General features: G+C 73.5%; 17 protein-coding genes. 10 read left to right on the top strand and 7 right to left on the bottom strand.

What is annotated here, in order from left to right; genetic code table 11:
* Positions 1–81 precede the first annotated feature (81 nt).
* Together ACWD5D_RS06470 and ACWD5D_RS06465 are read left to right on the top strand one after the other, a co-directional pair.
* Complete coding sequence (locus ACWD5D_RS06470; protein ID WP_451371667.1) at positions 82–1,104, top strand: MIP/aquaporin family protein; 1,023 nt, start codon at positions 82–84, stop codon at positions 1,102–1,104.
* A 203-nt stretch (positions 1,105–1,307) separates the two neighbouring features.
* On the top strand, positions 1,308–3,308 hold the full coding sequence (locus ACWD5D_RS06465) for an ATP-binding protein (RefSeq protein WP_451371666.1): 2,001 nt from the start codon (positions 1,308–1,310) through the stop codon (positions 3,306–3,308).
* Positions 3,309–3,342: 34 nt separating this feature from the next.
* Here the strand turns inward: ACWD5D_RS06465 and ACWD5D_RS06460 are convergent, their stop codons facing one another.
* Entirely contained in the window at positions 3,343–4,614 is a 1,272-nt protein-coding gene (locus tag ACWD5D_RS06460; RefSeq protein ID WP_451371967.1) for a hypothetical protein, read from the bottom strand.
* A gap of 317 nt (positions 4,615–4,931) precedes the next feature.
* Here ACWD5D_RS06460 and ACWD5D_RS06455 point away from each other — a divergent pair, with 317 nt between their 5' ends.
* Positions 4,932–6,287, top strand: coding sequence for a molybdopterin-dependent oxidoreductase (locus ACWD5D_RS06455; RefSeq protein ID WP_451371665.1), 1,356 nt, complete (start codon positions 4,932–4,934; stop codon positions 6,285–6,287).
* A complete protein-coding gene (locus ACWD5D_RS06450) occupies positions 6,287–6,766 on the top strand; it encodes a hypothetical protein (protein ID WP_451371664.1) in 480 nt (159 codons plus the stop codon). Before ACWD5D_RS06455 ends, ACWD5D_RS06450 begins: the two co-directional genes overlap by 1 nt.
* Here ACWD5D_RS06450 and ACWD5D_RS06445 read toward each other — a convergent pair.
* The 3 genes from ACWD5D_RS06445 to ACWD5D_RS06435 all read right to left on the bottom strand — a co-directional run bounded on the left by ACWD5D_RS06445 (position 6,655) and on the right by ACWD5D_RS06435 (position 8,932).
* The gene (locus ACWD5D_RS06445; RefSeq protein ID WP_451371966.1) at positions 6,655–7,425 is read right to left on the bottom strand and encodes a methyltransferase domain-containing protein; all 771 of its coding nucleotides are present in this window, start codon (positions 7,423–7,425) and stop codon (positions 6,655–6,657) included. The two genes, ACWD5D_RS06450 and ACWD5D_RS06445, sit on opposite strands and share 112 nt — an antisense overlap.
* Before the next feature lie 35 nt (positions 7,426–7,460).
* Positions 7,461–8,072: a TIGR04282 family arsenosugar biosynthesis glycosyltransferase gene (locus tag ACWD5D_RS06440; protein ID WP_451371663.1), complete on the bottom strand. Its 612-nt coding sequence runs from the start codon at positions 8,070–8,072 to the stop codon at positions 7,461–7,463.
* Between the two features lie 119 nt (positions 8,073–8,191).
* The gene (locus tag ACWD5D_RS06435) at positions 8,192–8,932 is read right to left on the bottom strand and encodes a glycosyltransferase family 2 protein (protein WP_451371662.1); all 741 of its coding nucleotides are present in this window, start codon (positions 8,930–8,932) and stop codon (positions 8,192–8,194) included.
* 105 nt (positions 8,933–9,037) lie between these two features.
* On the opposite strand from ACWD5D_RS06435, the gene ACWD5D_RS06430 reads away from it, so the two are divergent.
* Positions 9,038–9,952, top strand: coding sequence for a response regulator transcription factor (locus ACWD5D_RS06430; protein WP_451371661.1), 915 nt, complete (start codon positions 9,038–9,040; stop codon positions 9,950–9,952).
* 1 nt (position 9,953) lies between these two features.
* Positions 9,954–11,066 carry a sensor histidine kinase gene (locus tag ACWD5D_RS06425; protein WP_451371660.1) on the top strand — a complete coding sequence of 371 codons (1,113 nt, stop codon included), beginning with the start codon at positions 9,954–9,956 and terminating at the stop codon, positions 11,064–11,066.
* A gap of 49 nt (positions 11,067–11,115) precedes the next feature.
* Here ACWD5D_RS06425 and ACWD5D_RS06420 read toward each other — a convergent pair whose 3' ends face one another.
* Complete coding sequence (locus ACWD5D_RS06420) at positions 11,116–11,931, bottom strand: class I SAM-dependent methyltransferase (protein WP_451371659.1); 816 nt, start codon at positions 11,929–11,931, stop codon at positions 11,116–11,118.
* Between the two features lie 107 nt (positions 11,932–12,038).
* On the opposite strand from ACWD5D_RS06420, the gene ACWD5D_RS06415 reads away from it, so the two are divergent.
* The 3 genes from ACWD5D_RS06415 to ACWD5D_RS06405 all read left to right on the top strand — a co-directional run bounded on the left by ACWD5D_RS06415 (position 12,039) and on the right by ACWD5D_RS06405 (position 13,984).
* Positions 12,039–13,289, top strand: coding sequence for a helix-turn-helix transcriptional regulator (locus ACWD5D_RS06415; RefSeq protein ID WP_451371658.1), 1,251 nt, complete (start codon positions 12,039–12,041; stop codon positions 13,287–13,289).
* A 120-nt stretch (positions 13,290–13,409) separates the two neighbouring features.
* On the top strand, positions 13,410–13,613 hold the full coding sequence (locus ACWD5D_RS06410; protein ID WP_451371657.1) for a hypothetical protein: 204 nt from the start codon (positions 13,410–13,412) through the stop codon (positions 13,611–13,613).
* Positions 13,610–13,984 (top strand): DUF6415 family natural product biosynthesis protein, encoded by a 375-nt coding sequence (locus ACWD5D_RS06405; protein WP_451371656.1) that lies wholly within the window; start codon positions 13,610–13,612, stop codon positions 13,982–13,984. Before ACWD5D_RS06410 ends, ACWD5D_RS06405 begins: the two co-directional genes overlap by 4 nt.
* Positions 13,985–14,082: 98 nt before the next feature.
* On the opposite strand, the gene ACWD5D_RS06400 is transcribed toward ACWD5D_RS06405, so the two are convergent.
* A complete protein-coding gene (locus tag ACWD5D_RS06400; protein ID WP_451371655.1) occupies positions 14,083–15,072 on the bottom strand; it encodes an NAD-dependent epimerase/dehydratase family protein in 990 nt (329 codons plus the stop codon).
* Between the two features lie 94 nt (positions 15,073–15,166).
* On the bottom strand, positions 15,167–16,225 hold the full coding sequence (locus ACWD5D_RS06395) for a PucR family transcriptional regulator (RefSeq protein ID WP_451371654.1): 1,059 nt from the start codon (positions 16,223–16,225) through the stop codon (positions 15,167–15,169).
* 233 nt (positions 16,226–16,458) lie between these two features.
* On the opposite strand from ACWD5D_RS06395, the gene ACWD5D_RS06390 reads away from it, so the two are divergent.
* Complete coding sequence (locus ACWD5D_RS06390) at positions 16,459–18,528, top strand: flotillin family protein (protein ID WP_451371653.1); 2,070 nt, start codon at positions 16,459–16,461, stop codon at positions 18,526–18,528.
* Positions 18,529–18,670 lie beyond the last annotated feature (142 nt).

Below are 18,670 nucleotides of genomic sequence, written 5' to 3'. Positions count from 1 at the left end.
GCCCTGCATGAAGACCATTTGTGGCCCAATATGGTGATGTTGGCCGTATCGCTCTCTTCAAGGGTCTTCAAGGGGGCCTCAATGGCTGTGGAAATCCCCCCGATTCTCAAGCCGTCCCGCTTCAGAAGCCGGGCGGGACTGCCGGGCGAGTGCCTGGCGGAGTTCCTCGGGACCTTCGTCCTCATCTCCTTCGGCTGCGGTGTCGTCGCGATGGCGGTCGCCGCGCTGCCCGGCTCCGGCCGTGCCGCCACGACCACGACCATCTTCCTCGCGGCCGGTGACTGGCTGCTGATCGCCTGGGGCTGGGCCTTCGCCGTCGCCTTCGGCGTCTACGTGGCCGGCGGCGTCAGCGGCGCCCACCTGAACCCCGCCGTCACCCTGGCCATGGCCGTGCGCCGCGGGTTCCCCTGGAAGAAGGTCGTACCGTTCTGGTTCTCGCAGGTCGTCGGCGCGTTCGCCGGGGCGGCACTGGTCTATCTCGTCTACCACGAGGCGATCGGCGCCTACGACTCCACGGTGAAGGGGCCCAAGGTGAACGGGCATACGAACGCCACCTTCTCCATCTTCGCCACCTTCCCGGCGCCCTACTACCACGGCGGCCACTGGGGCCCCCTGACCGACCAGATCGTCGGCGCGGCCTTCCTCGTCATGTTCGTCGCCGCCATCGTCGACCTGCGCAACCAGGCCGTGAAGGCGAACCTCGGCCCGCTGATGGTGGGTTTCGCGGTCGCCGCCATCGGCATGTCCTACGGCGCCAACGCGGGCTACGCCATCAACCCCGCCCGCGACTTCGGGCCGCGCCTGTTCACCTGGGTCGCGGGCTGGCGGAGCCTGGCGTTCCCGGGCTCGGTGGAGGGCTCGTTCAGCACCTACTGGTGGGTTCCGATCGTCGGGCCGCTGGTCGGTGGCGTGATCGGCATCCTGGTCTACGACCTGTTCATCGGCGACGTGCTCTACGCCCGCGACAAGCTGGGCGAACTGCCCGAACCGGGCCGGGGAGCACGGCCGGTGAAGACCGTCGGCGAGGACGAGACGGCCGGCTCGGGCGAAGGCTCGGGCGGAGGCTCGGGCGGCGGGCAGGGCAAGAACGACGAGGAGTACTAGCCCCGCCGCCATTCGGGGGACAACGTGCCCTGCATGCGAGGGAACGCGGGGACAGGCGTTCGGGCGTTCGTCGCGGCGTGTGATAGCGGGCGCGGGTGCGCCACCCGTGGTGCGGGAGGGCGTTGGAGTTGCCGTGGCGGTGGTGGCAGGAACGATTTCGCTTGGGATGCCGTCGCCGGACATCGCACCGCGCAAGGTATGGAGTGCTGGGAACAGTGTGGGCAAGCGGCGAGGGCGCGTCCGCGGCAGGGCGTCGGGGGACGGGCGGTCTGATCGGCCGCGGGCAGGAGACGACGGCCCTGCGGGAGGGGCTGGCCCGGGGCCGGCTCGTGACCGTGACCGGGGCCGCCGGTGTCGGCAAGAGCGGACTGGCCGCCTCGGTGGCCGTCCCGGGGCCCGGCGGCCCGTGGGGAAGGGTGATCCACGTGCCCTGCCCCGGCGCACCGGCGGCCACCGGAACGCTCGCGGCCCGGGTCGCCGAGGCGCTGACGGGCCACCGGCCGGACGGCGATGACGAGACGACGGCCCGTCTGGTGCCGGCCGCCGACCCGTCCCCGCGGCCCACGCTCCTCTTCCTGGACGACGCCGACCCCGTACGCACCGAGTGCGCCGGACTGGTGCAGCGGCTGCTGATGGAAGCCCCCGGGCTGCGCGTGCTGGTGACGTGCCGGCAGGCGCTCGGGCTCGGCGACGAACGGGTCGTACGGCTCGCACCGCTCGGCGCGGAACCGGCGGCCGAGCTGTTCCTCGCGCGGGCCCGTGCCGTCGTCCCCGGCTTCCGCGCCGAGCGCGACGAACTCGCCTGCGTGACAAGGATCTGCCGACTGGTCGAGGGCCTCCCGCTCGCCGTCGAACTGGCCGCCGCCCAGCTCGCCCGGGACCCGTCCGTGCACGCGCTCGCCGAGCGGCTGGAGCACGGCCAGTGCTGGCTCGCCGCACCGGGGCCCGCGCTGCGCCGGCACCGTTCGCTGCGGTCGGCGGTCGGCGCCGCCCACCTGCTCCTCGACCGGCCCGCCCGCGTCGTGTGGAGCCGCAGCAGCGTCTTCGCCGGTGCCTTCACCGAACCCACCGCCGCCTACCTGTGCTCCGGCGCGGGCGTCGCCCCGCACCAGGTCTCCGCCTGCCTGGCCCGGCTCGCCGCCGCCGGAGTGCTGGAGACGGTCGGCGAGAGCGGCGGGGTCCGCCCGCCCCGCTACCGGATGACCCGCGCCGCCCGCGACTTCGGCGCCGAACGGCTGCGCGCGGCAGGGGAGTTCCCGGTGGCCCTGGAACGCCATGTGCTGCACTGCCGGCGCCTCGCTGAGGTCGCCGAGGACCTCTGGAACACCGGCAACCAGCGCCAGGCCGCCCGGCTCGTCCAGGACGAGGAGGAGGACCTGACCGCACTGGTGGAGAGCGTGCTCGCCCGGCCCGACGCCCCCGCCGAGCACGTGGCGGCGGCCCTCGGCGCCGTGGTCGACCTGTGGTTCTGGTGGGCGGTGCACGGCCACGCGGAGGAGGGCCGTGCCCACCTCGCCCGGCTGCTGCCCCGGCACACCGCCGACGACCCGCTCGCCGCCCGCGCCCGCTGGCTGGCCGCCTGGCTGCACGCGCCTGGCGACCTGGCCACCGCCCGCACCCTGCTCGGCGAGGTCTGGCCGGCCGCGGTCCTGGCCGGTGACGACGCGCTGATCGGCCGTGTCGCCCATGTGCAGGGCCTGCTCGCCTGGGAGCAGGGCGACGCCCGTACCGCCGTCGAGTGCTTGCGGCAGGCCGCCGACATCGTCCCGGTGTACGCCCCCGGCGGCCCCGCCGCCTCCGTGAGCCTCGCCGCGCTGGCCATCGTCCAGGCCCCGCTCGCGCCGGGTGCCGCCCGGCGCAGCGCCCGCCGCGCGCTGGCCCACCCCGGGGTGCGCGAGGACGCCTGGGCCACCGCCCTCGCCCGCTACGCCCGCGCCTGCGTCGACCACCACCAGGGCCACAGCGGCCGCGCCCGGCACCGGGCCGGCCGGGCGCTCGCGGCGCTGGACACCGGGGCGGTCCTGCCCGGCGTCCTGAGAACGCCCGACGTGCCGGACATGCCGCAGGTCCGCGCCGCCCTGCGCCGTCTGCTCGCCGACATCGAGTCCGGCACCCGGACCGGCCTGCCCGTACCGGACGCCGTCCCGGCACCGCGCACCGGCACGGCCGCCCCCGTGTACGCGGCGAGCCCGGTCCGCGGCTGAGCAGGGCCCCCGGCGACGGCCGGAGGGCGAGGACTCACCAACCGGTGAACAGCAGGTGGTTGAGGAGCAGGGCGAGGACCGTCTGGGCGGCGAGCCAGGCCCGCGCGCGGGGCAGGAAGGCGCACGCGGGCAGCAGCCACATCGCGAACGGAAGCCAGATCCGTTCGGTCTCGGCCTTGCTCATGCCCGACAGATCGGCGACGAGGAGGGCCAGCAGGGCGGCGGCCACGAGAAACGCCAGCCGGGTCCGGGCCGGGTCGGTGCGACGGACGAGGGAGGAGCCGGTGCGGCGCAGGCCCGCCGCCGTGGCCAGGCCGGTGATCAGGACCGTGCAGGCCAGGTTCGCCCAGATCCAGTAGCCGTAGGGGCGGGTGCCGCCGACGCCCTGGTAGTAGCGGGTCACCAACAGGTGGTACGCCGTCCACCAGTTGAAGCCGGCCAGCGTGAACGCCAACGGGACGACGGCCAGTCCGGCGAGGAAGGCCGGGACGAGCGCGGCACGCAGGCCCGTGCGGCCCAGCAGCAGGACGGCCGCGCCGATCAGGGCGACGAGCGTGAGGCCGTACGAGAGATAGCAGGTCAGGCCGAAGAGCAGGCCCGAGGCGGCCGCCCAGGGCCAGCCCGTGGAGGGCCGGGTCAGTGCCAGGGCGAGCAGGGCAAGGGCCCACGCGGCGACCGCCGCGTAGTAGGCGTCGGCGGAGGTGCCGAGCCAGACGGCCGCCGGGGTGAGGACCAGGAAGGGGGCCGCGCGGCGGGCCAGGGACTCGTCCGTCAGCGCGCGGAGCGCGATCAGCACGGCCACGCAGGCGGAGGAGCCCAGCACGATGCACCACATCCCGGCCCAGCCGCCCCCGTGCAGCCCGATCCGGTCCAGGAGCACGAAGGTGAGCGTGGCCCCCGGCGGATGGCCGGCGACATGGGCCGGCCAGGGGTGGGGGGTGCCGCTGACGATGTGGTGGGTGAAGTCGCGCAGGGTCGCCGGGATGTCGTGGAAGCGGCCGATGACCCGAAGGTACTCCTCGCGGGTGGTCAGACGGCCCGCGATGCCCCGCTGCCAGCCGTCGACCAGCGCGAGGGAGACGATCCAGGCGAGCGACGCCGCCCAGGCCGTCGCGAGCAGGGCCCGCCAGGGCAGCCGGGCGGCCAGTGGCGGCCCGTACGCCACGCCGGCCACCGCGAGGAGCACGGCGGCCGGGGTACCCGGTCCCATGTGCGGCTCCCACTCGGCGAGCACCGGCGGCCAGTGCACGAACAGGGTGTGCCGGGTGTCCTGGATGTGACGGCCGACCAGCACGGCCACGGTCACGAGGAGGGCGGCGGCACCGGCGGCGCAGAGGTCACGGAGGGGGCCGGAGCGGTCGTGGGGTGGGGTGGTGTTGTCGGTGGTGGGGTGGGCGTCGGGAGGCGAGGCGCTTCGGGCGCCGGGGTGGGTCTTCGGCGGGGAGGCGCCGTCGGCGGTGGGGTGGGGCCGGTCGGGGCCGGAGGCTGCGGGGTGGGAGTGGCGGATCACACCGGCACGTTAGGCCGCACGGCCGTGCGCGAGCCGTCGTACAGGCCGGACGTCAGCGTTTCGTCATGGGTCGCGCACCCGTTTCCGGGTGTCCGCGGGCCTACGGTCGGGACATGCGCGACCATCCCCGGCTTCCCACCTCCCCTGGTTTCTGGCGCAGCCCCCTGCGTGGCACGTGGTTCACCTCCGTGCTCGGGCTCGTGCTGCTCGTCGGCATCACCGTGCTGTTCGTGACCGGCCTGGTGTCGTACGCGGCCTACAACCCGGGCCTGGACCCCGTGAACGACACGACCCCCGACAAGGGGATCCTCGGCTTCTACCTCTTCGCGTGGCCGACCGGCCCGGTGTGGCTGTACCGGTTCACCCAGGGCCTCCACGTCACCCTGGGCATCACCCTGATCCCGGTGCTGCTCGCCAAGCTGTGGTCGGTGGTGCCGAAACTTTTCACGCTGCCCCCGGCCCGCTCGCTCGCGCACGCGCTGGAGCGGATCTCGCTCCTGCTGCTGGTCGGCGGCGGCCTGTTCGAGTTCACGACCGGCGTGCTCAACGTCCAGCTGGACTACATCTTTCCCGGCTCCTTCTACCCGCTGCACTTCTACGGTGCCTGGGTGTTCTTCACCGCCTTCCTCGCCCATGCCGTCCTGAAGACACCGAAGGCGGTGCGGGCGGTACGGCGGCGGCTGCGCGAGGGAGACGACGACCTGGCCACCCCGAGGCCGACCGGCCCGGCCGCCGCGCAGCCCGACGGCCCGGCTGCCTCGGGTCCGGACGGACCGGCCGCCCCTGAGCTCCACGGACCGGCTGCCCCCGAGCCCGACGACCTGGTCTCCCCGCGGCCGGACGCGCCCACCGTCTCCCGGCGCGGCGCGCTGTGGCTGGTCGGCGGCGGCTCGTTGCTGTTGTTCCTGACCACGGTGGGGCAGAGCCTGGGCGGCCCCTTCCGCCGTACCGCCCTGCTCGCGCCGCACGGCGGAAGGGACCCGGGCGGCGGCCCGGACGGCTTCCAGATCAACAAGACGGCCGCCTACGCCGGGATCGACGCGGCGGAGACGGGGCCGGAGGCCTGGCGGCTCGTGGTCACCGGCCGCACCGGAACCGTCCGCCTCAGCCGTGCGCAACTGCTGGAGATGCCCCAGCACAGCTCGTCGTTGCCCATCGCCTGCGTCGAGGGCTGGTCCACGGCCGACCAGTGGTGGCGCGGCGTACGGCTGCGCGACCTCGCCGCCCTGGTCGGGTACGACGGCGACCCGCCGGACGTGTTCGTGGAGTCCCTGCAACGGCACGGCGCCTTCCGCCGCGCCGCCCTGCGCGCCAACCAGGTGGCCGACCCGCGCTCCCTGCTCGCCCTGTCCGTCAACGGCGAGGACCTGTCCCCCGACCACGGCCACCCGGCGCGCGTCATCGTGCCCGCCGCACCCGGTGTGCTCAACACCAAGTGGGTGGCCCGGCTGACCTTCGGAGACCTGTGATGCGCCTGCCCCGCTTGCCTCGACTGCCCCGTCTCCCCCTCGGCAGCCCGTTCCAGCTGCTGCTGCTCGCCGCCTCGTTCGCGCTCGCCGCCTACGCCGGAGTGCGGCTGCTGTCCGGTGACTGGCTCGGGGTGGCGCTGTGGATCGTCGGTGCCGCCCTGCTGCACGACCTGGTGCTCGTGCCGCTGTACTCCGTACTGGACCGGGCGCTGGTGGGCGGCCTGGACGCGGCCGGACGCCGGGCGTGGGTGTCGTACGTGCGGGTGCCGGCCATGCTGTCGGGGCTGCTGCTGCTCGTCTGGTTCCCGCTGATCTCCAACCGCGTGGACGAGCGCTTCCGCATGGCCACCGGCCAGTCCGCGGACGTCTACCTCGGCCGCTGGCTGCTGATCACCGCCCTGCTCTTCGGCGGCTCGGCGCTGGTGCTGGCGCTGCGGGTCCGCAGGGCGGCGAAACGCCGTTCACCGGCCGCCCACTGAGCGACCGTCCGCCACCCGGCCCGCCCGGCGAGCCGGAGCAGGGCGGGCGTACCGATCCGCGCCCAGGCGAACGGTTCGCCCACGGCGGCGGGCCCGAGAGCGACGTCGACCACCTGCACCCGGGCCCGCTCGTCGATGTCCAGGGCATCGGTCTCGACGATCAACAGACCACCCGGAGCGAGGAGTTGCCCCATCCTCCGCAGCAGGGCACCCGGATCGCCGCCGATCCCCACGTTGCCGTCCATCAGCAGCACGGTGTCCCAGCGGCCCTCGCCGGGCAGCGGCTCGAAGACCGAGCGGCGCAGGGCCTGACCGCCGAGGGTGTTGGTACGGGTGACGGCCGCCTCGCTCACATCGACACCGAGGACGGTACGACCCCGGCCGGCCAGCTCCGCGACCAGGCGCCCCGGACCGCAGCCGACGTCCAGGACGGACCCCTCGCAGCGGTCCAGCACGGCCCGGTCCACGTCGTCCGCCCCGGCGCACCACCGCTCCACCTCCAGCGGCAGCAGCCAGCCGTCGGAGCGGCGCAGATACAGCGGGCCGCGGCCGGTGCGCAGCGCGGTGGCGTACGGGTCGGAGGCGGCCCAGGCGGGCGCGGCGGCGGTCGTGACGGCGGGCGCGGCAGTGGGCGCGGCAGTGGCCGTGGCGGAGGGCATGGCTGTGGTCATGGCGCTCGTGGCGCTGGTGGCGCTCATCGGGGGGAGACGCAGTCGGCCAGCCGGGCGGCGAAGGCGCCGTGCGGGGCGAGGGCGGCGACGGCGTGCGCGTCGTCGGCGGTGTCGACGTCCCGCAGCCGGGGCAGGTCCCGCACCCGCAGCCCGGCGGCGACCAGCCGCTCGCGCTGCACGGCACCGGTCACCGGCGAGGACATGGGCACGCCCCGCAGCAGCGCCGGCTCCGGGCGGGCCAGGCCCAGCGCCCAGAAGCCGCCGTCCTCGGCCGGCCCGAAGTACGCGTCGCAGTCCGCGAAGTCCACGGTGAGCAGGTCCGGGGTGACCTGCGGGGTGTCCATGCCGATCAGCAGGGCAGGCCCGGCACAGCGGGCGAACGCGTCCGCGAGCCGTGCGTCCAGCCCGCCGCCGCTCTGCGGCACCACCTCGAACCCGGGCGGCAGCCAGGGGCCCGCCCGGCCGTCCAGCACGAGGACCCGCCGCGCGGCCGGCGCCCCGGCCACCGCCCGCAGCGTGTCCACGAGGGCCGCCTCGGCGAGACCGGCGGCCTGCTCCGGCGTGAACGGCGGACTGAGCCGCGTCTTGACCCGGCCGGGCAGGGGTTCCTTGGCGATGACGAGGAGAGTGGTCATGGGGGCCTTTCTCGGCGGGTGACCGGTGTCGGGGCTGGACGGGGGGTTTCACTCACCCGCAGCCGCCGGCGGTGCCTTTGCGGCGGACGGCGCTGCAACTCCCCAGGGGCGCGGGGCCCCTATCGATGCGCGGCTCCGCCGCGTGGGCGCGACAAGCCCCCGCCGGCCCGCACCGGAGGCGGCTCGTGAAGAACCCTGCTCATGTCCCGCACCGCCTGCCATGTGCCACGCCACGTGCCGGTGACCTTGGAGGCGCCGGTGCGGGGGAGGTAGGGGACGTCGTGCTCGGTGATGTGCCAGCCGGCGTCCGCCGCGCGGACCACCATCTGCAGGGGATATCCGCTGCGGCGATCCGTGAGGCCGAGCGTGAGCAGCGGCTCGCGGCGCGCCGCACGGAGGGGGCCGAGGTCGTGCAGGCGCACGCCGGTGCGGCGGCGGAGCAGGAGGGAGAGGGCGAGGTTGCCCGCGCGGGCGTGGGCGGGCCAGGCGCCCCGGCTCTGCGGGCGGCGCCGGCCCAGGGCCAGGTCGGCCCCGCCGGAGCGGACCTCCTCGACGAAGGGCACCAGCCGTCCGGGATCGAGGGAGGCGTCGCAGTCGCAGAAGCAGACCACCTCGGCGGTGGCCGCGAGCAGCCCGGCATGGCAGGCGGCGCCGAACCCGCGCCGCTCCTCGTGGACGACGTACGCACCGAGCGCACGGGCGACGTCGGCGGAGCCGTCCGTCGAGCCGTTGTCGACGACGATCGCGCGCCAGCCGGCCGGGATGCGCGCGAGAACCCAGGGCAACGCCTCGGCCTCGTCGAGACACGGCAGCACGACATCCACGTCGGGCGGGAGAGATGAGGTGGTCACGGCGTTCACCCTACGGACCCGAAACGTGACAAAGGGGGCATCCGCTGCTTACGAAACGCGGACGTCGACACCATGGACGCCCTCGCCGCGCCGCGCGGTGACAGGCTGGAAGGCATGCAGCAGCCGTACGCAGCCCCACCCCCCGGCCCCGGTCCCGGCCCCGGTCCCGGCCCCGAGCAGCGGCCGGACCACCGGGGCCGGATCCTCGTCGTGGACGACGACCCGACCGTCGCCGAGGTCGTCGCGGGCTACCTCGACCGCGCCGGATACGCCGTGGACCGCGCCGCCGACGGCCTCGGCGCCCTCGCGCGCGCCACGGCGCGGCGGCCGGACCTGGTGGTGCTGGACCTGATGCTGCCCGGCATGGACGGCCTGGAGGTGTGCCGGCGGCTGCGCGAGCAGGGTCCGGTGCCGGTCGTCATGCTCACCGCACGCGGCGACGAGGACGACCGCATCCTCGGCCTGGAGGTCGGCGCCGACGACTACGTCACCAAGCCCTTCAGCCCGCGCGAACTCGTCCTGCGCGTGGAGTCGGTGCTGCGCCGCACCCGGCCCGCGCCCCTTGCGGGAGACTCGCGCCCCGCGCCGGTCCCCCTCGGCGCGGCCGGCCTCCGCGTCGATCCGACCGCCCGCCGTGCCACCAAGAACGGCACCGAACTCGCCCTCACCCTCCGCGAGTTCGACCTGCTGGCCTTCTTCCTGCGCCATCCCGGCCGCGCGTTCGGCCGGGAGGAGCTGATGCGGGAGGTGTGGGGCTGGGACTTCGGTGACCTGTCGACCGTCACCGTCCACGTCCGCCGCCTGCGCGGCAAGGTCGAGGACGACCCGGCCCGCCCCGCCCTCATTCAGACGGTATGGGGCGTGGGCTACCGCTTCGACCCCACCGGAACGGAAAGGGGAACGGGCGCCGGAACGGGAGCGGGACCCGGAACCGGAGCGGTCCCCGGAACGGGAACGGGAGCGGGCCCCGGAACCGGAGCGAGCCCCGGAACGGGAACCGGATCCCTCACGGGAACGGAGGGCGGCTGACATGCGCGACACCCTCCTCATCGCCCTCTACGCCTTCCTCGGCGCCGCCGCCACCGGCCTCGCCGGAGCGGCCGTGCTGCGTGTGATCCGGCGCCGTTCCCTCACCACCTCGCTCGCCGTGGTGGCCGCCGTCGGGGTGGTCGCCATGCTCGCCGGGACCATGGCGGTGGCCCAGGCGATGTTCCTGTCCTCGCACGACCTGCGGGTCGTCACCACCGTCGTCGCCATGGCAGCCGTCGTCTCGCTGCTCACCGCACTGCTCCTGGGCCGCTGGGTCGTCGCCCGCAGCCGTGAACTCGCGGACGCCGCCCGGCACTTCGGCGAAGGCGGCGCCTTCGCCGCGCCCGCGGTACCGGCCACCGCCGAACTCGACGCCCTCAGCCGCGAGTTGGCCGCCACCAGCGCCAAACTGGCCGCCTCCCGGGAACGCGAGCGCGCCCTGGAGACCTCCCGGCGTGAACTCGTCGCCTGGATCTCGCACGACCTGCGCACCCCGCTCGCCGGGCTGCGCGCCATGTCGGAGGCGCTGGAGGACAGGGTGGCCGCCGACCCCGAGCGCTACCTCAAGCAGATCCGCACCGAGGTGGAACGCCTGAACGACATGGTCGGCGACCTCTTCGAACTCTCCCGCATCCACGCCGGGACGCTGCCGCTGAGCCCCGCCCGGATCTCGCTGTACGACCTGGTCGGCGACGCCCTCGCGGGGGTCGGACCGCTCGCCCGCGAGCACGGCGTACGGCTGGTGGGCGACGGGGTGCAGCCGCTGCCGGTCGAGGTGGACGGCAAGGAGATGAGCCGGGTCCTGGCCAACCTGCTGGTCAACGCCATCCGCCGGACCCCCGCCGACGGCACGGTCGCCGTCGCCGCCGAGCGGGCCCCCGACGGCGTGGTCCTCTCCGTCACCGACGGCTGCGGCGGCATCCCCGACGAGGACCTGCCCCGCGTCTTCGACACCGGCTGGCGCGGCACGGACGCCCGTACTCCGCCCGGGGGAGCGGGCCTCGGCCTGGCGATCGTCCGCGGCATCGTGGAGGCCCACCAGGGCCGTACGACCGTCCGCAACATCCCGGGCGGCTGCCGCTTCGAGGTGAGGCTGCCGGCGGCGGGGGCGTAGGGCTGACCTGACCGGCTGTCCACAGTCGGTGGACGACGAGGGGACCCTGTCACCCCGGTCGGCGGCCGATCGCCAGCAGATGGGAACTCGCCGCGAGCAGCTCGGGGTAGGACTCGGCCATGCGTGCGGCAGTCAGTGCGGACTCGAACATGGGCGAGCCGATGAGCGACTCACCGGTGTGCCGTTCGGTCGCGGCCAGGAGCGACCAGGCCGGTCCCTCGACGCCGAACACCTCGGCGCCGCGGAACCCGGCCGCCGCGACTTCGTCCCGCAGTTGCTCGCCGCTGTGGAAGTACGCCGTGGTGAAGGCCTTCTTCCCGTCGTGTGTCTGTGTGGCCAGGATGCCGCTGATGTTCTTCGCCATCGGCTCCTTGTGGAGGTGCGCGAAGGCGGTGTGTTCGAACAGGGAGGCGTATCTGTTGATCCCGGCCGCGGCCAGGAGCCCTCCCGGCTTGAGCACGCGATAGGCCTCGGCAAGGGCCCGGTCCCGGTCTGATCGGTTGGGCAGGTGGTACAGCGGCCCCAGGACCAGGACCACGTCGTAGGAAGCGTCCGCTGCGGTCAACTGCCTGGCGTCACCGAGTTCCACGGACGCACCGGTCTGCCCGGCCTGCTCGATGTGCCGGGGAATCGGGTCGACGAGGTGCACGGCGTAACCGTCCGCGACGAGCCACCGCGCGTGGGTGCCGGGCCCGCCTCCGACATCGAGGATCCCGGCAGGCGGCTCCGGGAGAAACCGGCGCAGCAACTCCCGCGTGCGTACCATCTCCAGACGCCCATCGGCCGTGCCGACCAAGCGCTCCGCCTCGTCGATGGTCTCGCTGTAGAACCTCACGATCTCCGGCGCTACCTCAGGGCTCGTCATACGGGCATTGTGGAGGGCGTCAGGGGCGTAGGCGGATCACTCACGAAGGAACGGCCTCGCCCCATACCCTTTCCAGTGACGAAGCCGCGAGGAGGGGCAAGGCTGTGATGTCTGAAGACGCTACCCCGGATCCCTACGCCGACCCGCTCAAGTTCGGCCAGCGAGTACAGATCCATCGCGAGCGACGTGGGATGACGCAGACTCAGGTCGCCGATCTGCTGGGCATCTCGCCGCACACGTACCGCAAGATCGAGAATGGGCAGCAGAAGGCACCCGGTCTCGAAACCGTGCTGCGGCTCGCCGAGATCCTGTGCGTGCGAAACCTGGCGGACCTCACGGGACACCCAGAGGCCCAAGTCGACCTTTTCGTCGGTCCAGGGCATCCGCGCCTTGCCGCTGTGAAGGCTGCCGTGGACAGTTTTGCCCTGACAAGCAGTGTCGAGCCGCCGCCCGTCGCGCACGTGGAGGCCCGGCTCCATGCGGCGTGGAAGGCGCGTCACGCCTCGAAGAACCACCGGGAAGCGATCGGCGCGTTGCTGCCCGATCTGATCCGGGACGCCCAGTGCCTCGCGCGCCACGCCGAGAGTGCCGCCGAACGCCGACAGGCTCAGGCGCTGCTCGCCGAGTCCTACTCGCTGTCCCAGTTCTTCCTCGCGTACCAGCCAGACGCCTCCCTGCTGTGGCGGGTAGCCGAACGCGGCATGATCGCTGCGCAGGAGAGCGAGGACCCGCACGCCATCGGTGTGGCGTCCTGGCTGCTTGCACAGGCCCACCGCGACAGCGGCTCGCGTCATTTCGACGCAGCCGACGCCATCAATCTCGAAGCCGTCCGCTACCTGGAACCCCTGCTGCCCGACGCCTCGGACGACGTTCTTGCCATCGCCGGCGCCCTGGAGTTCGAACTCGGCTATACGGCGGCCCGCCGACGGGAGACCGGCACGGCCTGGCGTCACTGGGACAAGGCGAGCGACATGGCTGCACGACTGCCGGAGACCTACTATCACCCGGCCACCTCGTTCTCGGGGGCCGTCATGGGCGCGCACGCGGTGACGGTCGCTGTGGAACTGCGCCAGGGCGGGGAGTCGGTACGGCAGGCCGCGCGGGCGGATCAGACCGTCATCAGGTCACGGCCGCGCCGGGCTCGGCACCGCATCGAGGAGGCCCGCGGCTATCAGCTGGACAATCAGCCGGACGTCGCGATCGCTTCGCTGGAAAAGGCCTATGAGGCCGCCCCGGAGACGATCCGCTACAACGGCTACGCGAAGACGATCCTCCTGGAGGGGATCGAGTCGACCCAGTCCTCGCGTCGCCGCCGTGCGTCCGAGCTGGCGATGAAGGTGGGTCTCCTCGCTGCCTGAGCGTAGCGACCGGATTACGGTCGGCGGTACCGCGCGCGTGCTTCTACGGTCGAAACGTCAGGCCCCGGCGAGGTGGTGAGACCTCCCGGGGTGCGGCCAACGCTACGTAGGAGCGTCAACATGACGAACGGTACAGGCACCTCTTACGACCGCCCACCCCAAGCCTCCATGACCCTCCGTGTGTACCAGGTGGACCGCGACGGCACGGTCACCGCGGACAGCGGGAAGACCGTCGTCCCCCCGGCGAAAGAGTTGCAGTGGTCCACGGCGTTCCCGCCGTGCGAGTGCCCCCGCCACCGGGTCGGACAGGCGGCCCGCCGGTGAAGGCCACGACGACGGACAGCGGAACGGCGCACGTCGACCTCGCGGCCGTGCGAGAGGCCACGAACCTGGTGCTCGGGTCGGAGGGGCACCCCCAGGACCTGCCCCCCATGCCGACGGACCTGGACGCCGTCACCGCGATGTTGCGCGGCCACCTGGAGCGGCTGATCGCGGAGGTTGAACTGAAGGCAGCGCGCATGCCGAAGGACAGCGTCCCCCGCTACTGCGCATCCGCCTGCGTCGGCGAGGCCCGGCGGAAGCTCTCGGCCGGCCCCAGCCCCAGGTACGGCGGAGACATCGGCCACGCCCGCCGCCTGGCCCGCGTGCTGCGCGCGCTGTGCGAGCACTACGAGAGCGCGGATGAGAAGCCGTGACGGCGGATATCGGCCTGCCTGCCCTCTGAAGGCCGTGAGTCGGCGCTCTACCGGGCCGGCCGCGCCTGTCCGGCCCCGGCGGGCCGTGCCGTGACAGCTCACCGCGTCCGCGCGAACTCCCGCATCCCCTCGGCGAAGGACACCTCCGGCTTCCAGTCCAGTTCCGCACGCAGCCGCGACGAGTCGGCGGTGATGTGGCGGACGTCGCCCAGGCGGTACTCGCCGGTGACGACCGGGTCCGGGCCGCCGTACGCGGCGGACAGGGCGCCTGCCAGGTCGGCGATGGTGTGCGGGGTGCCGCTACCGGTGTTGTACGCGGTGAGGGTGCCGGGGCGGGCCTCGGTCTCCAGGGCGGTGACGTTGGCGGCGGCCACGTCGCGGACGTGCACGAAGTCGCGGCGCTGGCGGCCGTCCTCGAAGACGCGCGGGGGGTCGCCGTGTTCGAGGGCCGAGCGGAAGAAGGAGGCGACACCGGCGTACGGGGTGTCGCGGGGCATCCGGGGGCCGTACACGTTGTGGTAGCGCAGGGAGATCGCCGTGCCGTCGGTCGAGCGGGCCCAGGCGGCGGCGAGGTGTTCCTGGGCGAGCTTCGTGGCGGCGTACACGTTGCGCGGGTCGGCTGGGGCGTCCTCGGCGACCAGGCCCGGGGTCAACTCCCGGCCGCACAGCGGGCAGAGGGGGTCGAAGCGGCCCGCGGCCAGGTCGGACCCGGCGCGCGGGCCGGGGCGTACGACATCGTGTACCGGGCACGTGTAGCGGCCCTCGCCGTACACCACCATCGAGCCGGCCAGCACCAGCCGGTCCACGCCGGCCCCGGCCATCGCGGAGAGCAGGACGGCGGTGCCGAGGTCGTTGCGGGAGACGTACTCGGCCGCGTCGGCGACCCCGTTGCCCAGGCCCACCTGAGCCGCCTGGTGGCAGACGGCGTCCACGTCGGTCAGCGCGCGGGCGACGGCGTCCGGGTCGCGGACGTCGGAGCGGGGGTCGTCGCGGACGTCGTAGACGACCGGTTCGTGGCCGCGTGCCCGCAGGGCGTCGACGACATGGGACCCGATGAAACCGGCACCGCCGGTGACCAGTACGCGCATACCGCCACGCTAGGGGCGGGACGGGGCCGGAGCGTGGCGCGACGGGCCGTACGTCATCGCTCCGTAAGAAGCGTCCACCCGGACCCGGAGTCACTCAGAGGGGCTTGGCGGGCCAGTCCAGGAGGCGGGCGCCGATCACGGCCGTCTGCAGCATGTAGCGGTGGGCCGGGTCGGCGGGGTCGGCGCCGGTCAGCTTGTGGATGCGTTCCAGGCGGTAGGTGAGGGCCCGCACGCTGAGGGAAAGCCGGCGGGCCGCCTCGGCGGACACGCAACCGGAGTCGAAGTAGGCGGTGAGCGTCTCCAGCAGCGGGCCGGCGCCGCCGCGGGCCGAGGTGAGCGGGCCGAGCGTGTGCGACACCAGGTCGGCCATCGCCTGCCGGTCCCGGGCCAGCACCGGGTAGACGAGCAGGTCGGCGGCGCGCAGCAGCGGCCCCTCCAGGTCGAGTCGCTCGGCCATCTCCAGCGTGGCCAGGGCCTCTTCGTACGACTGCACGACCCCGCCGGGGCCGGGCTGCGGGCGGCCGACGGCGACCCGGCCGCCCTCGGTGGCCGCGTACGCCTGCCGGGCGAAGTGGGCGAGGACGTCGTCCTGGTCGCCGGGCGCGACGCAGATCAGCCTGCCGTTCTTGGTGGTGAGCAGGATGCTGCGGGCGTCGAACCGGGCCAGGACCGCCCGCTCCACCTGCCGGGGCACCGGTCCGCCCTCCGCGTAGGCGGCCGGCCCCTCGGCGACGGCCACCGCGTGCTCCCGCGACAGGCGCAGCCCGAAGCGCTCGGCGCTCTCGACGAGTCGGCCCACGTCGCTGCGGCCGTAGAGGAGGTCCTCGATGAACTCGCGGCGCGCGGCCTCCTCCCGGCGTACGGCGAGTCGCTGGGCGCGCTCGTAGCCCTCGGCAAGCGCGTCGACGGCCTGCTCCACGGCGGCCAGGGTGCTGTCGGCGGACCCGGGTGTGGTGGGCCAGGAGGCGCGGGCGGCGGCGAGATGGGCGACGACCAGGGCGCGCAGTCCGTGGCCGGCGTCGGCTGCCTGCTCGCCCAGCGTCCGGCGGACGGCCAGCTCCTCGCGGGTCAGCCGGCGGCCGGTGGCGGCGACCTCGGTGAGGGTGCGGGCGTACCCGTCCAGATAGTGCTCCGGTATCGCCTGTTCGCTCACGCCGTCCCCGTTCCCCCGTGTTCCGTACGCGCCGTTGACGGTTTCTTGGCGGCCGTCCGGCACCGAGACCCTAGTGAACGTTGCCGGAAACCGGCAATGCGCTGGTGGGCGCCCCTGGGGCACCATCACGCCGGGGGAGCACCACGGAGGGTTCCGGTGCCGGGCACCGGCAGGTGCCCGGCACCGGAACCGGGCTCTTGCCACTTCATCGTCTGACGCACAAGGACGTAGCCATGGAAGCCCTCGGCGTGCTCGTCGCCGTCTGTCTCGTCGTCGTACTGCTCGCGCTGTTCTTCTTCTCCCGGCTGTACCGCAAGGTGGACCAGGGCCGGGCGCTGATCGTGTCGAAGACGCGCAGGGTCGACGTGACGTTCACCGGGCAGGTCGTGCTGCCGGTGCTGCACAAGGCCGAGGTCATGGACATCTCGGTGAAGACCATCGAGATCAGCCGCTCCGGACGGGACGGGCTGATCTGCCGGGACAACATCCGCGCCGACATCCGGGTCGCCTTCTTCGTCAAGGTCAACAAGACCGAGGCGGACGTCATCAAGGTCGCCCAGAACGTCGGCACCGACCGCGCCAGCCACCAGGACACGCTGCAGGAACTGTTCCACGCGAAGTTCTCCGAGGCGCTGAAGACCGTCGGCAAGCAGATGGACTTCACCGACCTGTACACCAAGCGCGAGGAACTTCGGTTCCACATCATCGAGTTGATCGGTGTCGACCTCAACGGCTACCACCTCGAGGACGCCGCGATCGACTACCTGGAGCAGACCCCGCTCGCCCAGCTGGACCCGGCCAACGTCCTCGACGCCCAGGGCATCCGCAAGATCACCGAGCTGACGGCGATCGAGCACGTGCGCACCAACGAGGCGCAGCGCACCGAGCAGAAGGAGATCACCCGGCAGAACGTCGACGCCCGCGAGGCCATCCTGGAGCTGGAGCGCCGGCAGGTGGACGCCGAGATCAAGCAGAAGCGGGAGATCGAGACTTCCCGGGCCCGCGAGGAGGCCGAGACCGCCCGGGTGGTGGAGGAGGAGCGGCTGCGCGCCCAGAGCGCGTTCCTGCGCACCGAGGAACAGCTCGGCGTGCAGCGCGAGAACCAGGCCCGCGAGGTCGCGGTCGCCGCGAAGAACCGTGAGCGGGTCATCGCCGTCGAGAACGAGCGGATCGAGAAGGACCGGATGCTGGAGGTCATCGCCCGGGAACGGGAGACCCAGCTGACGAAGATCTCCGCAGAGAAGGAGGTCGAGGCGGAGAAGCGGGAGATCGCCGAGGTCATCCGGGAGCGGGTCGCGGTGGACCGTACGGTCGCCGAGCAGGAGGAGTCCATCAAGAAGCTGCGCGCGGTCGAGCAGGCCGAGCGCGACCGGCAGGCCGTCGTCATCGCCGCCGAGGCGGAGGCGCAGGAGAAGCTGGTCAAGGACATCAAGGCCGCCGAGGCCGCCGAACAGGCCGCCACGCACCGGGCGGCGGAGGAACTGACGTTGGCCGAGGCCCGGTTGAAGACCGCCGACCTCGACGCGCGGGCCAAGCTGCGGATCGCCGAGGGCGTCCAGGCCGAGGCCGCCGCGGAGGGACTCGCCGCCGTGCAGGTCCGCGACAAGGAGGCCGAGGTCGTCGAGAAGTCCGGCCGGGCCGAGGCGCAGGCCGCACAGGCGCGGATGCGGGCCGAGGCGGAGGGCACGCAGGCCAAGGCGCTCGCCGAGGCGGAGGGCGCGCGGGCGAAGGCGCTCGCCGAGGCCACCGGCATCGGGGAGAAGCTGAAGGCCGAGGCGGCGGGCCTCACCGAGAAGGCCGCGGCGATGGCCGCGCTGGACGAGGCGTCCCGGGGGCACGAGGAGTACCGGCTGCGGCTCCAGGCGGAGAAGGAGATCCGGCTGGCCGGTCTGGAGACCCAGCGGCAGGTCGCCGAGGCGCAGGCCACGGTCCTCGCGACCGGCCTGGAGAACGCCGACATCGACATCGTCGGCGGCGACTCCGTCTTCTTCGACCGGCTGGTCTCCGCGGTCTCGCTCGGCAAGGGCGTGGACGGCTTCGTCGACCACTCCCGTACGGCCCAGGCCCTGGCCAGGCCCTGGCTGGACGGCTCCGGCACCTTCACGGACGACCTGAGCCGGATCCTGGGCTCCCTGGGCACGGCGGACGTGCAGAACCTGACGGTGTCGGCACTGCTGATGAAACTGATGAACTCCGGCGGCCCCGACGCCTCCCAGTTCCGCAAACTCCTCGACAAGGCCGGCGAACTGGGCCTCGCGGACACGCCGGTCACGCAATTGAACGGGCACGGGTCGCGGAACTGAGGCGGGCTGGGGCCGGGGGCGGGTGCGCTTGCCCGCGCGGGCGGGGTGCCTCCCTCCAGAGGGGGTACCCCAGCGCCCACCCTCCCCCACTCCCGGCTTCGTTCGAGCGGGGGGACTCCCCAGCGCCCCAGCGGCACGATGG

This window comes from Streptomyces sp. NPDC002520 (genome assembly GCF_053595235.1).
This window is presented reverse-complemented; position numbering and strand designations above follow the sequence as displayed.

What these genes read in the sequence shown, in the direction of transcription:
- ACWD5D_RS06440 (WP_451371663.1), bottom strand. Translation starts at nt 8,072, where the DNA reads ATGACCACTCTCCTCGTCATCGCCAAGGAACCCCTGCCCGGCCGGGTC.
- ACWD5D_RS06415 (WP_451371658.1), top strand. Translation starts at nt 12,039, where the DNA reads ATGTCTGAAGACGCTACCCCGGATCCCTACGCCGACCCGCTCAAGTTC.
- ACWD5D_RS06445 (WP_451371966.1), bottom strand. Translation starts at nt 7,425, where the DNA reads ATGCCCTCCGCCACGGCCACTGCCGCGCCCACTGCCGCGCCCGCCGTC.
- ACWD5D_RS06450 (WP_451371664.1), top strand. Translation starts at nt 6,287, where the DNA reads ATGCGCCTGCCCCGCTTGCCTCGACTGCCCCGTCTCCCCCTCGGCAGC.
- ACWD5D_RS06400 (WP_451371655.1), bottom strand. Translation starts at nt 15,072, where the DNA reads ATGCGCGTACTGGTCACCGGCGGTGCCGGTTTCATCGGGTCCCATGTC.
- ACWD5D_RS06455 (WP_451371665.1), top strand. Translation starts at nt 4,932, where the DNA reads ATGCGCGACCATCCCCGGCTTCCCACCTCCCCTGGTTTCTGGCGCAGC.
- ACWD5D_RS06425 (WP_451371660.1), top strand. Translation starts at nt 9,954, where the DNA reads ATGCGCGACACCCTCCTCATCGCCCTCTACGCCTTCCTCGGCGCCGCC.
- ACWD5D_RS06470 (WP_451371667.1), top strand. Translation starts at nt 82, where the DNA reads ATGGCTGTGGAAATCCCCCCGATTCTCAAGCCGTCCCGCTTCAGAAGC.
- ACWD5D_RS06410 (WP_451371657.1), top strand. Translation starts at nt 13,410, where the DNA reads ATGACGAACGGTACAGGCACCTCTTACGACCGCCCACCCCAAGCCTCC.
- ACWD5D_RS06430 (WP_451371661.1), top strand. Translation starts at nt 9,038, where the DNA reads ATGCAGCAGCCGTACGCAGCCCCACCCCCCGGCCCCGGTCCCGGCCCC.
- ACWD5D_RS06390 (WP_451371653.1), top strand. Translation starts at nt 16,459, where the DNA reads ATGGAAGCCCTCGGCGTGCTCGTCGCCGTCTGTCTCGTCGTCGTACTG.
- ACWD5D_RS06420 (WP_451371659.1), bottom strand. Translation starts at nt 11,931, where the DNA reads ATGACGAGCCCTGAGGTAGCGCCGGAGATCGTGAGGTTCTACAGCGAG.